We start from the raw sequence: 17,657 nt of genomic DNA on the forward strand, positions 1-17,657 counted from the left end.
TGTGATTCCGTTACAAGGCACCGCTTTACAGGCGGACTTCATCAATCACGAACGAGGACGACCCTTCGATTTCTTCGATAAAATGCGAGCCGAACAACATCGCTGGTGTGAAGCTTCCAGGAATGACCCGGCTTGAGCCGACGAGACGTTTCACGACCTCGAGCGCCCCATAGACGGTGAAGGCGTACGTGCTCGCCGTCTGAATGCGAACGATATATTTGTGTCCGTCTGCATTCGTTGCTTCACCCCAAACATACGTCGACGACCCGTCCCGCTCCGCCTCATCCGGTCCGCTAATATGTTCATCGACATAGCGTAAGAGACGTCCTTGGACAGCGTCACTACCAAGAATCGGACTAAAGAACGACATGAGACGAGACGCATATCCGGCCACTGGGGGAACTGGGATCCATGTCGTGATGTTCGGGATGCCCGTCGTATAATACGCGGTCGAGACGTCACCCCACGGAATCGCGAGCGCTGTTTTCTTGCCGCGCCCAAAGTCGATTTGTCGACGCTTGGCCCCAAGCGGGAACGGCGACAGTTTTCCGTCTTTCCGCTCGGCACTGCTCGAGCCGAGCCCACGGATTGCTGTTTTCATCGTTCCGCGCGAAATACCGGCAGCGGCCGAGAAGCCGAGGGCGAGATTCGTCGCGTCCGGCATGAGTTCCTTCAACTTGCGGGCCACACAGTCGGTCGGGATGACGTCAAAGCCGACACCCGAGCACAGCAACACGCCTGCTTCTTGCGCGAGCTTGGCCCGTTTCTTCGAATGAATGTATTCGAATACTTCAATTTCCCCGGTAATATCGAGGTAATGAGTCTGTGACGCAAGGCACGCCTCGACCATCGGCTGACTCGTATCGGCGAACGGTCCAGCACAGTGCAAGACGAGGTCGATGTCAGCGAGTTCCTGCTTCGCTTTGTCGAGCGACAGACTAAAGACACGCGTCTCGCATCCGAGCTCATCGCCAAGACGCTCGATCGCGTCCGCGCGCCGCCCTGCGAGCACCGGCGTCATCCCTTCTTTTACTGCTTGCCGGGCAATCAGTTCACCCGTATAGCCGTTCGCGCCATAGATCATCCATTTCATCACGATTCCTCCTCCATGTCGATAAACTTCCTTTCCCTGTTCCCTATTCGTCCGATTTTCACCCGTACAGATGACGCACGACATCTTGCACCATGCCGACAAAGTAAACAATCCCAACGACCGCTAATAAGACACCGGCAGGCACGACCAGACTAGACAACGCCTGTCTGCGTTCAAATCGACGGCCTTTATGTTTCAACCAGCGATCAATCGTCCAGAACAGAACGGCCGCCCCTAGGCTGAGCCAAAGTAAAACGAGCCCGAATCCGATATGTAATCCAAACGAGACGATTGTCTCAAACCGCTTCGGTACACGGCGCGCCAACCAGTCACTGAATATTGACGTCAAAACGCCGTAAGTGACGATAGCCGGGAAGCTATACGCTAAATAAACGGCCGTCAACAGTAGCAACCCGTTCACGTTATCCCATAGTCCTCCGCTATCCGATTCTAGCGATAGGACAACAAAAGCGGCCAATAAGAACGCATAAATCAGTGCCGTCATTGAAGCCGTAACAATTTTCCGCTCCCACATTTTTATCCCCCCACTCTTTTAAAATTTACACTACTCGTCCGAGAAACGCACAAAAAAGCCAGCCTGTTTAAGGGCTGGCCGAATACTCAGTTGTTCGTTGCTTCCGCCGCTTTCGTACGGACCGTCTGCATCGCTTCTGTCCACGGGACGAGCTGGTCGAGCATATCGTTCACCGATTGGACTTGTACGTCTTTCGGTGCGAAGTGCGTGCCGTTCTCGAAGTCTGTGAAGAGCGATAGCGCTGGGTGGACCCGGACGTGGGCGATCAAGAGTTCGCTCAAGACACCGCGCACATGCTCAGTTGCCCGAGCACCGCCGACCGAACCGTACGAGACGATCCCTGCCGCCTTGTTATGCCATTCGTTGCGTAAGTAGTCGAGGGCGTTTTTGAGCGCGCCTGTCATCGAGTGGTTGTACTCTTGTACGATGAAGACGAAACCGTCCATCTCTGCAATCTTCTCCGACCATGCCGCGGCACCTGTCGCGTCGCCGCCTGCCTCGCCGAGAAGCGGTAAGCTGTAGTCCGCGATATCGATGATTTCATAGTTGGCGTCACCGCGCTTGTCGGCAAGTTTTTTTACCCATTCTCCGACTTGCGGGCTAACGCGTCCTTCACGAGTCGATCCGAGTACGATTCCAATTTTCAACATAGTAGTTCCTCCTTGTGAGTTGGTTGGTTCTTCTTGTTTACCGAACAAACGATTGAAAAAACTCATGATGGCATACCCTCATATTCTTTCTCGAACGTTTTGGTACTTCTGACCGTATCAATCGGCCGGACCATCGCTTCGATCTGCTCACGCTTCGACTCTAAGAACGGTGGGAGCGACAATTTCTCACCGACCGTCTCATACGGTTCGTCACCCATGAATCCTGGTCCGTCGGTCGCCCATTCGAACAAGATTTGCGGTGCGACGCGTGCGTATGATGATTCAAAGAAGAAGCGGTCGACGTAACCTGACGTCGGTAACCCGAACTGTTGCAGCCGCGCTGTCCATTCATCGAGGACGCTGCGGTCGTCGACGCGGAACGCGACGTGGTGAACCGTTCCAAACCCTTGGCGTGCTTGCTGAGATGTCTCGTCATGGATGACGACGACTTGCGCTCCGTTTCCACCCTCACCTCCTTCAAAGAGATGGTTGTCACCTTCTTGCCCGATCTCTTCGAACAACATGACTTGCTCCATCACTTGTTTGAAGTACGTGAAGTCGGAAATACGGATAAAGATTGGCCCGAGGCCAGTGATCGCATACTCGAGCGGAATCGGACCGTTTGGCCACGGCTCACCGGAAGCGACACCTTGATTGAACTCGTCCGAGATGAGCTGATACGCCTGGTCGTCAAAGTCGACGAACGACAGCGTCTTCTTGCCGAACTGCTCGGTGATCCCTTCATGCTTGACCTTTAACCGATCAAAACGACGGACCCAGTAGTCGAGTGCCTGATCCGTCGGGACACGGAACGATGTCTTTGAAATCTCGTTCGTCCCGTGCACGCCTTTTGGGATGCCCGGGAAGTCGAAGAACGTCATGTCCGTCCCGGCGCTTCCTTTATCGTCCGCAAAGAACAAGTGATACGTCTGAATGTCGTCTTGGTTGACCGTCTTCTTGACGAGACGCATCCCTAAGACGTTCGTAAAGAAGTCGTAGTTCTTTTCGGCGCTGCTCGTGATCGCCGTCACATGGTGAATCCCTTTTACATGGTTCATCTAAATCGCCCCTTCAAAATCTTGATTCCGAGATAATTAATTAAAAATTTTTGACGCCTCGGCACGTTTGCCGACCGTCTTCAATTGAGTGATTGTGTTATCTAAATCGAGTCCGTCGAACAACTCGTGCATCCGTTTCGCGTGTATCGGAAAAATTTGATCCATCAAGTCGGTTCCCGCTTCAGTCAATGCGGCATACGTCACGCGGCGGTCGCTCGGACAAGATTTCCGGACCAAGTAGCCTTTTGCCTCGAGCCGATCGACGAGATACGTCATGCTGCCGCTCGAGAGCAAGACTTTTTTACCGATGATTTGAATCGGTTGGTCGCCTTTATGATAGAGCAGTTCGAGTACCGAGAATTCGGTCGCGTTCAGTCCATATACGGCGACTTCTTGTTTGACCATGTCCTGGATCGACTGCGAGGCCCGAAATAAGACGGTAATCGCTTTTAAGGCGTCTGATTGTTTCATCTTTTCCCCTCCTTTGTTGAGAGAAAACAATACTTTAAATTTAATTATCTTTAATTCGAGATAAATATAACACGGCAATTTGGATCGGTCAATCAATTCGTCTCCAAAAAAGACAAGGCCGCTTCCACAGGCCTTGTCTTCCGGATCAATCGTACGTCTCGTCGAGGTTGCGCGCATAAAACGCGATGGCGCGACGATAACGCTGAATGCTGTCATCCGGCTGCGGACTAGCGAGCAGCTCGAGCAACGCACCGGTCGCTTCCTGATGCTGTCCGAGGTTGTAACGCGTCATCGCTTGGAACACTTTCAAGGCAGCGATGTCAGGGAACTGTTCGATCGCTTTAGCAAACAGCTCCTCGGCATCCTCGTAACGACCGAGCGCACGGTACGTGCTGCCGAGCCCGATATACGTCTCACTGAGCTCGTGACCGCTCAGACCGAGTCGGATGGCCCGCTCATAGTGCGGGACGGCTTGACGCTCTTCGCCGAGCGAGTCATAACACCAGGCACATTGCGCGTGGAGTCGTGGATTCTTCTCATCTTGACGCAACAGCATGAGCAACAGCTGCTTCGCCCGCTCGAGCTCTCCGTTCTCGCGCAGGCGGATCGCCTCGTCGAGTCCGACCTCTTCAGGCTGTTTGACGTGAAGGTCGCTCAAATCATCGAGCCACGCCTGCAGTTTCTCATAATATTTCCCGACATGGACGCCGTCGACGAGCGCGTGGTGCGCTTGAACCGAGAGCGGCATCATCATCCGGTCGCCAACCTTCGTGAATTTGCCCCAGGCGATCCGCGGAACGCTATCGTGCTGTTGGTCATTCGTCGGGTGACTGATGCTCGTGAACGTGAGCCAAGGTACGCTCGTAATATAGAGCAGGCTGTCCGGCTCGTCATCTCCGACGACGACTTCTCGTTTCGCCCCGCTCATCCGCACGGCCACTTCCTCCATGAAGTCGGGAAACGCGTCTTTATACGTCGCCGTACAGAAATTGAAGACGTCATCATCCATCATGACGGTGAACGATGGATGGACGACATCATGCTCGACGACCACGTCACCGCGCATCCGGTACCTAAGTTCCGGGATGGCGTTCGCCGTCTTCACCACGCCGTATAAGAACAGCTTGAAAAATGACTGTCCGCGCGTCTTCGCGAACGTATGTAGCTTCGTCACGTCGACGTTCGCCGTCACGTTGAAATGCGGGGCGTCAAACGCCTTGAAAAACTCATAATGCTTTTTACGCGGCCACTTCTCGAGATCAATTTGTTTCATCTATCTTCCCCCCTGTTCTTTCACTGTACCAAAAGCAGTACGGGAAGACTCAAAGCTTTTGCTTCAACTGCTCGTAATGCTCGTTCGCTAAATCAAAATAGACGAAGTCGCGGCGTTCGATCCGATCGAGCGTCGCCTTGAAATCACGCCAGCCACGGTCGACCATCTCCGGCGTGAGCTCACCTGACTTGGCTGCCGCTTCGAACTCATCCTCGTCTTTACGGACGACGTCACCGTTCGGGAAGATGAGGATGTCGAGCAGGAGGTCATCCATGTACGGAATCCCATCCTCATACCCGATCCCTTCAACGATATCGATGTACCATTGGACGATGTTGCCCCGGTCGTCGAACATGACGGTCACCCCGAACGGTTCATGTTCTGAGAAGTACTGGAGCCACGCGTAACCTGCGTCGGCGACGATGAACTCCTCGCCGTTATGCATCTTATATTGTGGGGCTCGGACGGCGTCAATTTGAAAGAGGGCGACGGTGCCCGAGAAGCGATCGTCCCGCACCTCCATTTGTGCGTATCGATTTTTTAATATGCGTTCCCAATCACGACGATTGGCAAATTTTCGTTTTGGCATCTCTCTCTCTCCTTTAAATCAGTTTCCTAAATGTGTTCGCCAAAAGTCGACATTCCCCTGTTCAATCGTACAGGTTGTATTGATTGAACCAGACGAGGTAGCGATTCCATTTGCCCTAGATGAGAAAGTATCCAGGTTCTCATCCCATTTCATACATGCTACGCTAATGTAAAATAGGGAAATAATGTAACTTACTAGGGGGTTGTTTTATGAAACGGTTAGGACTACTTGGCTTAAGCGCGTTCTTGCTGACAGGCTGTACCGATCAAGCCGAGAAACCAATCGTCTCTCCTGATATGAACGAACAAGATGAAGAAGCGACGATCGAATGGACACGAGAAGATTTCAAAGACGTCTTTGACCAACACGAGACTGCCCAAGACTTGTTAGCAGCGCTCGAAACCCAAGGGCTAACACCGTTCCGTGAGACGTTCGAACGCGTCGTCATCGCCGGGGACGGGATCCATCATACATACGCCGATATTTATCCGTTCAAGCTCGACGACGGCACGTACGCGACCATCTATGAGAATGAAGACGGTGAGATCGCCAACGGTCCCGAGTCGGTCGCACCGCTCTTTTGGCAAGAAGAGTCGTTCACGCAATTCGTTGAGGAGATTGAGAAGCGCAAATACGGGACGAGTGCCCCCCCGACCGACGTCACATTGACGCAAGACGAGTTTCAATCGATTTACGACCGCCATGCCTACACGTCAGCGCTCATCGTCGAGCTCGACGAATGGGGAGTTCAAGTCGCACGCGACCCAATCGAGAACGTCATCATTGCCGGGAACGGCGTCAAGGAAGTGACGGCCGACTTGATCGTCTTTGAGATCGAAAACGGCTACGCTATCGTCTACGACCAAGACGGTGAGATTTTGAAAGCACCGGAGTCGATCGCCCAGCTGTTTTGGAACGAGACGGATTATGAAAACCTGCTCGAGAAGAACGAGTGATCACGTACCGCGACGTTTCAAGTCCCGATACTCGAGGAACAAGTTGAGCCATTGGGCCGGTTTATCGGCTGACTCGGACGGATCATACCGATAGTTGGTAACATATACATGCCACGACAGTGCCCGATACACGCAACCGAGCTCTTCAGCGATCAACAAATGGCGCCATAGCACGTCCCGAGGCGCCACACCTTCCCACTCAGCCAAGTAGACGGTACGCATCTTCTGAATCTGTTCATACCATGCGACTTCATCGTCTTCTGGCAACAAGTCGTAGAGCGCGTTCCAAAACACACGGACGCTGAAGAACGGATGGGTGACGGTCGCATCGCCCCAATCGAGAATACATAAGTCATCCGTCTGTTTGCGCCAAAAGATGTTGCCGCCATGTAAGTCGCCGTGCTCGAGACTCATCGGCACCCCAGTCGCGAGCTCGTCGCACATGGTGAGGAGTTTGTCTTGGAGCGCCAGCACCGCCTCTGCCTTATCTCGATCTAACCCCGTACATAACTCGGGTAAATACGTCCGTATCTCTTCTTTTAGACGAGCCGGACGCCGGTCCGGGATACCGTAGGCCAAAAGCGTATCCGTGTAATTCGCTTCTTTTCTCTGTAGTTTCGCATATTGACGCACAGCCGCTTCGTACCGACTGTGCTTGGGGTATTCACGAAGTGCATCCCCGCCGATGTCTCGCATAAGTAGCCAGTTGCGTGTCGCGGCAATGGCGATGACCTCCGGGACGAGTCCCGGATGCCGTTCGGCTAGATGCATCGACAGTTCAGCCTCGCCACCACTGATTGCTGTCACCGCCTTGGCGTAGTAACGGTCTGCTCCGTACTCTCCATACATCAAGTATGTCAAGTCGGTATCTTTCACAACCCGCCACGTCACGCCTGGCACATGGCCATCGAGCCAGTGCTCGAACTGTTCACGGTAAGACTCGTCACGCCATGGGATCGCATCCCTCACTGACCTCACTTCCTTTCACCACACTTCGTTTAGGAGGAAATAATATGGACGTTGTCTATTATTCATACCCGGTCGATGCGCTACTCTATATGTATTTAGGTGCGACGGCTGTCTTCAGCTTCATAATTGGTCTAGTCGTTCGCCGCGTGTCGAGGCGTCCAGATATCAGCTTTTGGACGACGATCGTGCTCAGCTTTGTCGGACTATGTCTTTCACTCGGCTGGTTCCGTAACGCCTCGGTCACCGTATTTATGGGTACACTCCCGTGGGTCATCAATCTCGTGTTTTCCCTGTTTTTATACGCCCTGTATAGCGGTATCATTTATTTCATCTTCCGACCGCGAAAAATTGAGGCAACAAAATAACGTTATGCTATACTCAAACCAATAAACGACCACTAGGGGAGCCTTCGGGCTGAGACGGCAACTGCCGGACCCTTCGAACCTGATCTGGCTCATACCAGCGTAGGGAAGTGGCTTGGATACGTCTGTCTGTCCACGCCACTTTTCCACTTGGAGAAGTGGCGTTTTCATTTTGAAAGGAGACACTACATGCGTATTCAACAACTCACTTGGATGGCGATGCTCATCGCCATCGCCATCATCGGCTCCCTGTTCATCTCCATCCCGACCGGTGTCGCCCGGGCCTATCCGGTGCAACATATGGTGAACGTCATCGCCGCCGTCACCGTCGGTCCGATTGGTGCCGTCCTCGTCGCGTTCGTGACCGGACTCGTCCGTGTCATGACCGGGACCGGGTCGTTGCTCGCCTTCCCAGGTGGTATGATCGGCGCCTTGCTTGCTGGACTATTTTACGTGCGGACGAACCGGGTCGCTTTCGCTGCGCTCGGTGAAGTCATCGGGACGGGTGTCATTGCCTCGCTCATCGCCGTCCCGTACGCGAAAATCTTAATGGGTTCTGAGTTTGGGGCGCTGTTCTTCTTCCCGGCCTTCCTCGCCTCGAGCGTGACCGGAGCCATCCTCGGCTGGATCGTCTTGGCGCGGGTCAAACAGTTGCGTCCACTCACGGTGAAGCGATAATTGAACAACAACCACCAAAACAGGGACGGCCGACTTAGGAAGGCTGTCCCTGCTTCACGTGATACACCCAAATCTCTTCCCCGTTCGCTTCATCAATCAAGCCACTGTCCTCAAATCCGCCCTTCGCATAAAACCGTTTCGCTGGTTCGTTCGTCGGATGGAGACTGAGGATGATGTCATCGACATCAAATCGCTCTTGCATCCACTCAATCGCAAGTTGCAAAAATGTTGACCCGATGCCTTTCCCTTGCTCATCCATATCAATCATAAAGCGGTCGAGCCAGACGTAACGCTCCACCTTGTTCTCGGCCCCGACCATCATGAAGCCGACCGGTTGATTGTCTCGACAGAGCGCGTAGCACGTCCACGCGTACTTGACGTCGACGTCCATCTCGCGGAGCGATTCCGCGTTCGTTTCGATAAAGCGGGCCTGACCAGGTGCGACGGTCAAGGCGACGACCGCATCCAAGTTCGTCTCATCAATCGGTTGAATCGTCAACGCATCGGTAGCCATCGTTGTACCTCCTCCATGTCCTGCCCGCGTTTCGGCAAGATGTAGGCGCTGACCGACGAGTTATACAAATACACATAATCGGCTTCCTCGACGACTTCCTTGATGCCGCTCCATGAGACTTTCGTCTCCCCGAACGCATTTTTGTCACGAAGACCGTCTTCATCCAGATCCATCGTATGCGGGCCGATCATGCCTTCATTGCTTCGTTCTTGAATCATCCGCTTCGTCTGTTTTCGGATATGCCGTTCAAAATACTTCGGATAATACAGGAACCAGATGAGGCTGATGACGCCATACACCCCAAATAGCCACCAGCTCGTATCTTGAAACAATGTCGCGAACGTCAAAGCGCCACCACCTAAAATGATGACGGGCCCAATGATGCGCTGCAGGAATAGCATCCTCTTTCCTATCTTTGAACGTCTAATATGACTTAAGTTGAAGTGAATGTAGTCTTCTTCCGTCAATTCGTATTGGATTTCCATATGTATCCCTCCTCGGTGTCGTATACGTCTTCGTTCAAGAAAAGTTCCGCTTCAGGCTCCTATTCGCTAAAATAAAAGCAAAGGAGTGACACGATGAAACAAATCCACCATCTCTGTATCCAAACGCCCGACTACGCGGCGTCGAAGCAATTTTATGAAACGCTCGGTTTTGAGCTCGTCCAAGAGTCACCCAACTTCCATACCCGGGCGTTCAACAGTTGGCTCAAGCTCGGCGACTTCTATATTGAACTCCAGACGGCGAAGACCGACGAGACGTTATCGCCGTATTCGAAACATGCGGCCGGACCCGTTCACTTCGCCCTGTACGTCGATGACCTTGAAGCGGAAGTCCGTCGGCTCGAGGCGCTCGGTGTCACGTTCTTGCCGAAACATGGCGGCAACATCTACTTCGTCGTCGACGGACATTTGAGCAAACTAAAAGCCCCGGAAGGCACGATCATCGAGCTTCGGGACACGTTTTTGATCAAGTGAGGCGCTCGCCTCGCTTTTTTTCGTCCGTATCGCACACCCCCATGTTTCCCGCCACTTGCGAACAGGTACATGAAAAAGAATACAACGTGTACGTACCGTTTGGAGGCTATTTATGAAATATCTTGATTATTGGAGTTATCTGTCACTATCACTTGCCAAACTATTTTTATTCAGCGTCTTGACCGCGAGTGCGTTCAACGTTCATTTTTTACTCGTCAACGTCGGGATGATCCTCATGATGACGAGCTGGGCTCTACTCGTGAAGACGAAAACACGGCGCTGGATTTTATTCGCCTCGCTGTTTCTACACAGTACACTCCTCATCTCCGACGTCTGGTATTATCGCTATTTCGGCAATCTGTTGTCGGTCGCGCTTTTGTCAGACGTTGGTCAGATGGGCGACGTCGGCGGCGGCTTCCTGACGTTGATTCAACCGACCGATTTTCTATTGTTCGTGGACCTGGTGCTTTATACCGCTGTCCTCGTCTATATGAGAAAAAGACCTGCGCAAGGCACAGGAAAAAATCGCCGGATCGCCGCTTCCGGTTTTGTCGTCGGCTTGACCGCCTTCGTCGTTCCGTTAACCGTCAGTCAGCCGAATGGTGATGAGCAAGCACCGATTTCGAACATGCGTGAATATTACGAGTACGGCTTTTGGGGGTATCACGGCCTCGACTTGTTCCGTGGCATCGGCGACCAACTCGGCTTCGGAGACGGCTTAACCGCACAAGAAGAGACGCGGCTCGGTACCTCGGCTCCAACCGACGTCGAGACAACGGCTGATACGAACGTCATCATGCTGCAGCTCGAGTCGTTCCAGACGTCGGTGATCGGACAGACGATCAACGGACAGGAACTGACGCCGAACTTGAACGCGCTTCGTGACGAGATGCTGTACTTCCCGAACTTCTATCATCAGACGCACGAAGGCCGGACGTCGGATGCGGAATTCACGGTCAACACCTCGCTCTACCCGGTCAAATCCGGTTCGGTGTACACTCAGTACGGTGACCATACGTTTGACGCCTTACCTGAACGTTTGCGCCAAGCCGGCTATGATACGGCCGCGATGCATGCGTTCGACAAAACGTTTTGGAACCGCGACAACGTCTATGACAATATCGGCTTCAATCATTTTTTCAGCAAAGACGATTATCCCGCTCAGGACGTGATCGGCATGGCACTTAACGACAAAGACTTCTTGACCACTTCCGTCGAAGCGATGGACACGTTAGCGGAACCGTTTTATGCGTTCATGGTCGCTTTGACGAGCCATACGCCGTACGACATTCCGGAAGAAGAGAAGCGTTTGGACTTGACCGGATATGACGATCCGCTGCTTCAAAACTATTACCATACCGTCCATTACGTCGACGCGGCCGTCGGGTTGATGGTTGATCAATTGAAGGCGAACGGGACGTGGAATAATTCGTTAGTCGTCTTTTATGGCGATCATGACAGCGGCCTGACCTCAGCAGGTGACGAGATGGCCGAGACAGAAAACGCCGATTCGGCCGTCGAACTGTTTCAGCTCGACCGTTCTGTTCCGCTCTACATCAAGCCAGCCAACTTGAACGAAGGTCGAACGATCGAAGCGAGCGGCGGTCAAACGGACATCGCCCCGACCATCTTGGAGTTGCTCGGGATGGAACCCGCTTACATGCTCGGTAGCCCGCTGCTCGACGACGAGCCGAACTTGACCGTGTTCCGTAACGGGTCGTTCCGGTACGACACGCTCTACTATGTTCCAAACTTGACCGATCCCGTCGGAAACGGGACGTGTTACGCGGTCGAGACAGGAGACGAGCTACCGCTCAGTCAATGTGAGCCTTTCATCGACGAAGCAGCTGAACAACTGCGTCTGTCCGATACGATCATCGAGAAAGACGCACTCTCCAAAACAAAACGCGAATAACACCATGCCGCCCTGATTCGCTAAGGTCGGCATGGTTCGTTTCAATATACTTTCCGCAACTCGGTCAGCTCGATCTTCTTCATCGGCAAGAACGCTGCCGTTACCCGCGCCAACTGTTCCGGCGTGCCGGTCGTCAGCATCTCTTCCATTTCCCACGGAACGATTTGCCAGGAGACGCCGTAGCGGTCCTGTAGCCAACCGCATTGTTCGGCTTCAGGTACGGACGATAGTTCATCCCAATACGCATCGATTTGTTCTTGTGTCTCACAAAACGCGATCAACGACTGCATCTCGTTGAAAGCGAACTGGTGATGCTCGGCACTGTCCATGACGATGAACTCACGTCCAGATAAGACGAAACGGGCGTAGTTCAACTTCCCTTCTAATTCTGGGCCATCGTCTTTATCGTAACGGATCATCTGATCGTCGAGCACGTACGAGTCCGGGAACACTGTGACCCAATCGTCCATCGCCGCCTCGGCCCGGCCGAACGCCTCCCCGACGAACAACAGACACGGCGTCACCGTCTGGATGTCCATGCCGCCGTTGTGCATGATTTGCCAAGAGACACCGTGCTTGTCTTTCAACCAGCCGTAACGTTCACTAAAGTCGTACGTGTCGAGCGGCGTGAGCACGTCAGCACCGTCCGATAACTTGTCCCACAGCGTATCGACTTCTTCTGACGTCGGGAGCGAAATCATATAGGAGAAGGACGGATTCCGCTCCTTCAAGTTACCCGCACCGAGCAATTGAAAGAACTGACCAAAGAGTGAGACGGTGACGACCGTCGTCTCGCCAGGCGGGGTGTCGATAAGTTTCGTCGTATAATCGACGAATGAATCAGGAAATATCGAGACGTACCAATCGGCAATCGCTTCGACGTCTTGTTCGAACCAAATACACGGAATAATCGGTTGTGTGATCATCGGACTGTCTCCTTTCAGACCTCTCGCAAACGGTACACGTCACGGACAGCGAGTAACGTCTCGGCAGCTTGCCGATACGCTTGATAGTGGCTTGAGTTGATATGATGGTCGAGCGCCGTCTCGTCCCGATACTTCTCGTAGAACACGAACGTACCCGGCGCATCGATCGACTCGTGTAACACGTAGGCGAGACACCCTTCTTCCTGCCGCGACGGCGGGATGACCTGATCGAGTGCTTGACGCAACTCACTCTCTTTGCCCGGGTGAGCCTTTAAGATAGCTGTGATTGTAATTTCCATTGATCGTTCCTCCTCATGTTAGGACTGACGCAAAACTTTTCCCGTTTTAGAAGAGATGTATACGCAAATGGACACGCCTATTTTCAAGGCGTGTCCATCGTTTAGACGAGTTCGTTCGCAATCTCGTTCAATTCTGCAATTTGATCTTTCAATGAAGCCAACGCCTGTTGCTGCGACGTCGTCAACACATGCACGTCTTGACTGTTCTCTTCGAGAGCTGTCATCAGTGCCGACATTTGGCCCGTCACTTGATGGACTTTGTTCAGTTCTGAAGCGACGACTTGGAGCTGGGTCGATGTCTCATCCACCGTGCTCGCGACCGTCCCTGTCGTCTGAATCATAGAAAGAATCGACGTCCCACTCTTACGGACTTGTTCTTCCTGCGTCGACAAACGTTCTGTGCTGCCATCGATCGCCCGTTCCGTCACTTGTACCTCTTGCATGACGAGTTGGATAATATCATTGATTTGAGATGAGGCTTGGGCGGTTTGAGCCGACAAATTTCGAATCTCGGACGCGACGACGGCAAACCCTTTCCCGTGCTCACCCGCTCGCGCCGCTTCAATTGAGGCGTTGAGCGACAGGAGGTTCGTCTGAGATGAAATCTGCTGAATCGTCCCCGTGATCGTCCGTACTTCTTGGAAGCGCTCCGCCAACCCTTTAAACGCATGATTGACTTCACCGATACTTAAGTTCAGTTCAGCAAGCGAACGTTCTGTCGAGTCCATGTTTTCATGCGAGACGTGAGCGTCCTGCAAGACGCCACTCACTTGAGACGTTGTCTCCTGGAGCTGCTGCTGCATTCGTTCAAACGCCTGTACAGTTGAATGGATTTGTGAAGCGACAGTTTGGATAAGACCTGCCTGTTCAGATGTTCGTTTCGTCATCGAACCGATTTGTTCCGTCACTTGTTCCGAAGCATTTGTGACTGAATCGACTGAATCATTCATCGTGAAGACAGCTCCGTGAAGCGTAGTCGCACTCGCTGTCGTTTTCGCCATTGTCAGCTCGATTTTTCCTGCATGTTGTTCTGCTTTCTCTTGCTGTGCGAACGTCTCATGCAACAACTTTGCGCCAAAGAAGGACACAAAGTACGCGCCAGACAAAGCCATTGTGAGCACCGTGAACCAAATGACGAGGTCGAGCGGCGTTGCAAATGAAAAGCGCCCAATCAAGACAGCTGAGACCGAGACGATTAGCGCGAGCATGCTACCATATAGAACAAGATGACGATTCAAGTACATCAACGTCAACACGATGTAAAGAAAGACGACATTTTGAATCGCCGCACCTGGTAGCGTCAAGATAATCGCTGAAGCCGCAATGTACATCAATGTGACGAGCCCATACTTCAACCAAGCATGCTCTACATAGAAGCGATGGCCGAGCCATGACCCAATCTGAATGACACTCCCTACCACAATAAAACTGACTGCGTCTTGTCCAGCGAGCTCCCCGATCCAGTATAAAACACCCATAATCGGATAAGAGAGGAAAAATAAAACGATCAACATACGCGATACTAACAACGAGCTCATTTTTTCAAAATGATTCACCATGATTGTTGCCTTCTTTCAGTAGAATAAAGATCTACACTATATTTCGGTGCATTTTTTCAAATATGAAGTTTGTTTTTCGCTATTCTGCCCACATTGACTAAACAAATAAAAACTGTCCCTCAAATTGTCATTTGTACTTAACAATTGAGGGACAGTTTAATTGAATGACGTCTTGTTTAGTCATTTATTCTTTCGTTTGAACGGCCACCAAACACCATCTCCGAACGATACGGTGATTGCCGGGATGAGGAGTGGCAGCACGATCAACCCGTACAATAACAGACCGGTGATGACGATCGTCGCGATCTGGACGAGGCTGAGTACACCAGACGGAATCATCGCCCCGAACGTCCCGGCGAGGATGACGGCTGCCGTCATGATGACCGTCCCCATCTTCGTCATGGCGTGGACGAGCGCGTTACGCACCGTCATCCCGTTAATCGATTCTTCACGGAACCGATCGAGTAGGAAGATCGAGTAGTCGATGCCGAGCGCGATCAACATGACGAACCCGAAGAACGGTACGGCCCAGCTGATGCCGTCATAACCGAGCCCTTCAACGAAGATGAGCTCCGTGATCGCCGCTGACGTGTAGTACGTGAGCAACAGTGACCCGATCATATAGAGCGGCATGATCATCGAACGGAATAGTACCGTCAAAACGACGAACAGCGTCACGAGCATGATGGCGACGGTCCGATTGAAGTCGTTCGTCGATGTCTCGTTTAAATCGCTGTTAATGCTTGAAATCCCGGCGTAACCGATGGTCGCGTCGTCAAATGGGGTGTCCGTCACGACACGTTCCATCGTCTGTTTCAACGTTTCGACCGTATCGATTGCTTCCGGCGAGTACGGGTCCATATCAAGGATGACCTCGAGTTGTGTCGCCGTCCCCTCGTCGAACACGTAACGCTCGACGGCCGGGGCGAACTCGTCTGACGTGAGCGTTCCTTCCGGTAAATAGACGCCCGTATCACGCAGGCTGTCCGCTTCACTGAGTGCCGAGAGGAACGCCACCGCGTCGCCCAGACCGGTTTCGATTTGCGCGAGCCCAGCGTTCGCTTCACCGACACCAGTCGCGAGTTGGCCGAGACCCGATCCGAGCTCACCGACTTGCGCACCTTGCGCCGTCAACGCAGACGCTGCTTCATTGATACCCGCCTCGATCTGACTGAGACCACCAGACACTTGTTGCAGTTGCGCCACAGTCGCCGGGATGTTTTGCGTCGCCGTGAGACCTTGTCCGATCAAACCGAGTTGGGCGTTCAGTTGGCCGAGTCCGGCTGCCGCTTCCGCGAGCGGCGCCCCGGCGTTTGTCGTACCAGCCGGCAGTTGACTGACGACCGCGTCTAGACCGGTCTCGACTTGAGCGAGCCCGTCTTGCACGTCACCGAGACCGCTCTCTGCCTCGGCAAGCCCTGAACTCACTTGTTCGAGTTGCGTATCGACATAAAAATCATCGATGACGTCACCGGTCGGACGTGTGATCGAACGGACACCGCTCACACCATCGACTTTTTCTAATTCGCTCGCGAACTTCTCGATGTACGGAATATCCGACTCGGTCAGTTCCGACTCTTGCTTCAAGATAATTTGAACCGGGAGCGATTCGCCTTGTCCGAACCCTTCCGAGATCAAATTGAGACCGCGCACCGAGTCATAATCGTCACCGATCTCATCGACCGTATTGAACGACCGGGCATCGTCGTACGTGAATAACACCGGCACGGTGATCAGTGCGACGACAAGGATCGAGACGAACGGACGATTGACCGAGATGCGGCTGAATCCAGCCCACAGCTTGCTGTCGTGATGCTCGCCTGCTTTTTTCGACGGCCAGAACAAGCGATTCTTGAGCGTCGCCATAAAGAACGGCACAACCGTGAACAAGATGAGCAACAAGACGGCAATCCCGACCGCGACCGCGACGGCCGACTTGAAGATCGGAAAATCGGCAAATCCGATCGCGGCGAAGCCGACGAATACGGCGAGACCACTAATGAGCACCGTCCGCCCAGCCGTCTTATACGTGTTGACGATGGCGTCCTCGATCGCGTGCCCGGCGCTGAGTTCTTCTTTATACCGGCTAAGAAGCAGGATGCAGTAGTCGGTCCCAATCCCGAACAAAATCGCCACGAGGAAAATTTGTGTGTAGTTCGAGACCGGGAAACCGAACCAGTCGACGAAGAACGCGACGAACGATTGGCTGAGGAGATAGGTGAACCCGACCGCGATCAACGGAATGAACGGGGTTACGATTGAACGGAACACGAGCAAGAGCAGTCCGAAAATCAACACGACCGTGATGATCTCGGTCTTCTTCAACCCTTCCTGCGCACTCAAGTTCACATCGTTGTTGATGATTTCTTCACCTGTGATGTAGACGGTCTCGTCTGTCGGGAGGATGTTCTCGCGGACATCGTCCGCGAAAGCGTTGATGTCCTCCATCGACCCTTCGACCGTGATCGGGACGAGGACGATACGTTCATCTTCCGAGACGAGTTGTGCCTCCGTCTCGGCGTTCTCGAACGGGTCGAGCACATCTTTGACGACCGTATCATTTTGTTCCAGCTCGTCGATTACCCGGGCAATATCGGCCCGTTCGGCATCTCCGAGCGCTTCAAATTCATAGACGAGCGAAATCGTCTTATCGCTCTTGCCCGCAGCGTTCAAGATGTCTTGCGCGCGTTGCGAGTCCATGTCTTCAGACAGTTGGAAACTTCCCGCCTGTTCTGCCTGTTCGGTCAAGTTTGGTGCCGCGACGAACAAGGCCGCCGTCAACACGACGAGACCGATCAAGATGCCGAAGCGCCATTGAATAATTTTGCGCACG

The 17,657-nt window shown here is 53.0% G+C and carries 19 protein-coding genes and 1 riboswitch; of the genes, 5 read left to right on the forward strand and 14 right to left on the reverse strand.

Annotated features, from left to right (window positions below; translation table 11 throughout):
• Positions 1-25 precede the first annotated feature (25 nt).
• The 7 genes from EVJ30_RS06370 to EVJ30_RS06400 all read right to left on the reverse strand — a co-directional run bounded on the left by EVJ30_RS06370 (position 26) and on the right by EVJ30_RS06400 (position 5,669).
• A complete protein-coding gene (locus EVJ30_RS06370; protein WP_070329293.1) occupies positions 26-1,093 on the reverse strand; it encodes a saccharopine dehydrogenase family protein in 1,068 nt (355 codons plus the stop codon).
• A gap of 58 nt (positions 1,094-1,151) precedes the next feature.
• A complete protein-coding gene (locus EVJ30_RS06375; RefSeq protein ID WP_131468434.1) occupies positions 1,152-1,628 on the reverse strand; it encodes a hypothetical protein in 477 nt (158 codons plus the stop codon).
• Between the two features lie 86 nt (positions 1,629-1,714).
• Positions 1,715-2,344 (reverse strand): NADPH-dependent FMN reductase, encoded by a 630-nt coding sequence (locus EVJ30_RS06380; protein WP_070329294.1) that lies wholly within the window; start codon positions 2,342-2,344, stop codon positions 1,715-1,717.
• Entirely contained in the window at positions 2,341-3,336 is a 996-nt protein-coding gene (locus tag EVJ30_RS06385; protein ID WP_131457608.1) for a ring-cleaving dioxygenase, read from the reverse strand. Before EVJ30_RS06385 ends, EVJ30_RS06380 begins: the two co-directional genes overlap by 4 nt.
• 36 nt (positions 3,337-3,372) lie before the next feature.
• The gene (locus EVJ30_RS06390) at positions 3,373-3,807 is read right to left on the reverse strand and encodes a MarR family winged helix-turn-helix transcriptional regulator (RefSeq protein ID WP_131468436.1); all 435 of its coding nucleotides are present in this window, start codon (positions 3,805-3,807) and stop codon (positions 3,373-3,375) included.
• A gap of 145 nt (positions 3,808-3,952) precedes the next feature.
• Entirely contained in the window at positions 3,953-5,080 is a 1,128-nt protein-coding gene (locus EVJ30_RS06395) for a tetratricopeptide repeat protein (protein ID WP_131468438.1), read from the reverse strand.
• Positions 5,081-5,129: 49 nt separating this feature from the next.
• Positions 5,130-5,669: a ribonuclease FAU-1 family protein gene (locus tag EVJ30_RS06400; protein WP_131457610.1), complete on the reverse strand. Its 540-nt coding sequence runs from the start codon at positions 5,667-5,669 to the stop codon at positions 5,130-5,132.
• Between the two features lie 209 nt (positions 5,670-5,878).
• On the opposite strand from EVJ30_RS06400, the gene EVJ30_RS06405 reads away from it, so the two are divergent.
• Positions 5,879-6,625, forward strand: a complete 747-nt coding sequence (locus tag EVJ30_RS06405; protein WP_131468440.1) for a hypothetical protein — start codon at positions 5,879-5,881, stop codon at positions 6,623-6,625.
• Here the strand turns inward: EVJ30_RS06405 and EVJ30_RS06410 are convergent, their stop codons facing one another.
• Positions 6,626-7,594, reverse strand: a complete 969-nt coding sequence (locus EVJ30_RS06410) for an aminoglycoside phosphotransferase family protein (RefSeq protein ID WP_131468442.1) — start codon at positions 7,592-7,594, stop codon at positions 6,626-6,628.
• 44 nt (positions 7,595-7,638) lie between these two features.
• Between EVJ30_RS06410 and EVJ30_RS06415 the strand changes: the two genes are divergently transcribed.
• Both EVJ30_RS06415 and thiW read left to right on the forward strand, forming a co-directional pair.
• Complete coding sequence (locus EVJ30_RS06415; protein WP_131468444.1) at positions 7,639-7,959, forward strand: hypothetical protein; 321 nt, start codon at positions 7,639-7,641, stop codon at positions 7,957-7,959.
• A gap of 24 nt (positions 7,960-7,983) precedes the next feature.
• Positions 7,984-8,082: riboswitch (TPP riboswitch) on the forward strand.
• Between the two features lie 63 nt (positions 8,083-8,145).
• Complete coding sequence (gene thiW / locus EVJ30_RS06420) at positions 8,146-8,634, forward strand: energy coupling factor transporter S component ThiW (RefSeq protein WP_131457612.1); 489 nt, start codon at positions 8,146-8,148, stop codon at positions 8,632-8,634.
• Between the two features lie 34 nt (positions 8,635-8,668).
• Here the strand turns inward: thiW and EVJ30_RS06425 are convergent, their stop codons facing one another.
• Together EVJ30_RS06425 and EVJ30_RS06430 are read right to left on the reverse strand one after the other, a co-directional pair.
• Positions 8,669-9,148, reverse strand: coding sequence for a GNAT family N-acetyltransferase (locus tag EVJ30_RS06425; protein WP_084812999.1), 480 nt, complete (start codon positions 9,146-9,148; stop codon positions 8,669-8,671).
• Positions 9,130-9,633: a YcxB family protein gene (locus tag EVJ30_RS06430; protein ID WP_131439552.1), complete on the reverse strand. Its 504-nt coding sequence runs from the start codon at positions 9,631-9,633 to the stop codon at positions 9,130-9,132. Before EVJ30_RS06430 ends, EVJ30_RS06425 begins: the two co-directional genes overlap by 19 nt.
• 93 nt (positions 9,634-9,726) lie before the next feature.
• Here EVJ30_RS06430 and EVJ30_RS06435 point away from each other — a divergent pair, with 93 nt between their 5' ends.
• Both EVJ30_RS06435 and EVJ30_RS06440 read left to right on the forward strand, forming a co-directional pair.
• Complete coding sequence (locus tag EVJ30_RS06435; RefSeq protein ID WP_071398570.1) at positions 9,727-10,125, forward strand: VOC family protein; 399 nt, start codon at positions 9,727-9,729, stop codon at positions 10,123-10,125.
• 112 nt (positions 10,126-10,237) lie between these two features.
• On the forward strand, positions 10,238-12,040 hold the full coding sequence (locus EVJ30_RS06440; protein WP_131468445.1) for an LTA synthase family protein: 1,803 nt from the start codon (positions 10,238-10,240) through the stop codon (positions 12,038-12,040).
• 41 nt (positions 12,041-12,081) lie between these two features.
• Here the strand turns inward: EVJ30_RS06440 and EVJ30_RS06445 are convergent, their stop codons facing one another.
• The 4 genes from EVJ30_RS06445 to EVJ30_RS06460 form a co-directional block, all read right to left on the reverse strand.
• Entirely contained in the window at positions 12,082-12,966 is an 885-nt protein-coding gene (locus EVJ30_RS06445) for a VOC family protein (protein WP_131457616.1), read from the reverse strand.
• A gap of 14 nt (positions 12,967-12,980) precedes the next feature.
• On the reverse strand, positions 12,981-13,265 hold the full coding sequence (locus EVJ30_RS06450) for a putative quinol monooxygenase (RefSeq protein WP_131457617.1): 285 nt from the start codon (positions 13,263-13,265) through the stop codon (positions 12,981-12,983).
• Between the two features lie 101 nt (positions 13,266-13,366).
• Positions 13,367-14,803, reverse strand: coding sequence for a methyl-accepting chemotaxis protein (locus EVJ30_RS06455; protein WP_161568820.1), 1,437 nt, complete (start codon positions 14,801-14,803; stop codon positions 13,367-13,369).
• A 201-nt stretch (positions 14,804-15,004) separates the two neighbouring features.
• Positions 15,005-17,656: an MMPL family transporter gene (locus tag EVJ30_RS06460; RefSeq protein ID WP_131457619.1), complete on the reverse strand. Its 2,652-nt coding sequence runs from the start codon at positions 17,654-17,656 to the stop codon at positions 15,005-15,007.
• Position 17,657 lies beyond the last annotated feature (1 nt).

Origin of the sequence: Exiguobacterium sp. SH5S13, assembly GCF_004337085.1 — a bacterium.
Classification (GTDB): Bacteria; Bacillota; Bacilli; order Exiguobacteriales; family Exiguobacteriaceae; genus Exiguobacterium; species Exiguobacterium aurantiacum_A.

Bases quoted from the DNA above. Each gene is read 5' to 3' on its own strand.
- EVJ30_RS06375 (WP_131468434.1), bottom strand. From the start codon at position 1,628: ATGTGGGAGCGGAAAATTGTTACGGCTTCAATGACGGCACTGATTTAT.
- EVJ30_RS06400 (WP_131457610.1), bottom strand. From the start codon at position 5,669: ATGCCAAAACGAAAATTTGCCAATCGTCGTGATTGGGAACGCATATTA.
- EVJ30_RS06405 (WP_131468440.1), top strand. From the start codon at position 5,879: ATGAAACGGTTAGGACTACTTGGCTTAAGCGCGTTCTTGCTGACAGGC.
- EVJ30_RS06440 (WP_131468445.1), top strand. From the start codon at position 10,238: ATGAAATATCTTGATTATTGGAGTTATCTGTCACTATCACTTGCCAAA.
- EVJ30_RS06390 (WP_131468436.1), bottom strand. From the start codon at position 3,807: ATGAAACAATCAGACGCCTTAAAAGCGATTACCGTCTTATTTCGGGCC.
- EVJ30_RS06395 (WP_131468438.1), bottom strand. From the start codon at position 5,080: ATGAAACAAATTGATCTCGAGAAGTGGCCGCGTAAAAAGCATTATGAG.
- EVJ30_RS06415 (WP_131468444.1), top strand. From the start codon at position 7,639: ATGGACGTTGTCTATTATTCATACCCGGTCGATGCGCTACTCTATATG.
- EVJ30_RS06430 (WP_131439552.1), bottom strand. From the start codon at position 9,633: ATGGAAATCCAATACGAATTGACGGAAGAAGACTACATTCACTTCAAC.
- EVJ30_RS06380 (WP_070329294.1), bottom strand. From the start codon at position 2,344: ATGAGTTTTTTCAATCGTTTGTTCGGTAAACAAGAAGAACCAACCAAC.
- EVJ30_RS06425 (WP_084812999.1), bottom strand. From the start codon at position 9,148: ATGGCTACCGATGCGTTGACGATTCAACCGATTGATGAGACGAACTTG.
- EVJ30_RS06370 (WP_070329293.1), bottom strand. From the start codon at position 1,093: ATGAAATGGATGATCTATGGCGCGAACGGCTATACGGGTGAACTGATT.
- thiW (WP_131457612.1), top strand. From the start codon at position 8,146: ATGCGTATTCAACAACTCACTTGGATGGCGATGCTCATCGCCATCGCC.
- EVJ30_RS06455 (WP_161568820.1), bottom strand. From the start codon at position 14,803: ATGAGCTCGTTGTTAGTATCGCGTATGTTGATCGTTTTATTTTTCCTC.
- EVJ30_RS06445 (WP_131457616.1), bottom strand. From the start codon at position 12,966: ATGATCACACAACCGATTATTCCGTGTATTTGGTTCGAACAAGACGTC.
- EVJ30_RS06385 (WP_131457608.1), bottom strand. From the start codon at position 3,336: ATGAACCATGTAAAAGGGATTCACCATGTGACGGCGATCACGAGCAGC.
- EVJ30_RS06435 (WP_071398570.1), top strand. From the start codon at position 9,727: ATGAAACAAATCCACCATCTCTGTATCCAAACGCCCGACTACGCGGCG.
- EVJ30_RS06450 (WP_131457617.1), bottom strand. From the start codon at position 13,265: ATGGAAATTACAATCACAGCTATCTTAAAGGCTCACCCGGGCAAAGAG.